This is a genomic window from Vibrio sp. 378, from assembly GCF_033339435.1.
Genome location: NZ_JAWOUO010000389.1, coordinates 1 through 789, shown reverse-complemented (window position 1 = coordinate 789; position 789 = coordinate 1). Strand labels below are relative to the sequence as shown.

At 45.8% G+C, this 789-nt stretch carries 1 protein-coding gene; it reads left to right on the top strand.

Features of this window, described 5'->3' with window-relative positions; translation table 11 throughout:
* Positions 1-391: 391 nt before the first annotated feature.
* On the top strand, positions 392-789 hold a 398-nt coding region (gene azu, locus R7Q48_RS26460), incomplete at its 3' end, for an azurin (RefSeq protein ID WP_031839886.1).

The window sequence follows — 789 nt, the reverse complement described above, 5'->3', positions numbered from 1 at the left end:
CGATGAGGTAAAACAATTTGGTCACGCTATCGTGCCTTCACTGCACGAAGTATTAGCCGAGCTTAAACAGACTCGCTAATCCTCCTCTGAATACGTTCTAAAGCCCAACGTCGACGTTGGGCTTTCTCTTAGTTTCTTACCCATCTCATATTTCCTCTCTTAATTGAATCGACTCCCTCAACCTACACGAATTGAGAATTGAGCCAGTTCACGCCACGAAAGAAAATCAGGTTGTTCAGTGATCAATCAGTGGAACGAACCAGTACAAGTTTGCAACAAATCGTCAATATACCGATTGAAGCACGTTTTTCGGGTCAAAACTGGCTGATAATGAGAACTATTGGACAAAAAAGTCCAAGTCAGCCCAAAACAACAAAATGGAGAGTGTTATATGTCTTTACGTATATTAGCAGCAACCTTGGCACTGGCAGGATTGAGCTTCGGCGCACAAGCCAGTGCCGAGTGTGAAGTTTCTATTGATGCTAACGATATGATGCAGTTTTCGACCAAAACATTGAGTGTTCCAGCAACTTGTAAGGAAGTAACGCTAACGCTCAACCACACCGGTAAAATGCCAGCGCAATCTATGGGTCACAACGTTGTCATCGCAGATACAGCCAACATCCAAGCGGTAGGCACTGACGGCATGTCTGCTGGCGCAGATAACAGTTACGTGAAGCCAGACGACGAGCGCGTTTACGCTCACACGAAAGTCGTTGGTGGCGGTGAAAGCACCAGCATTACATTCAGCACGGAAAAAATGACGGCTGGCGGTGATTACTCATTCTT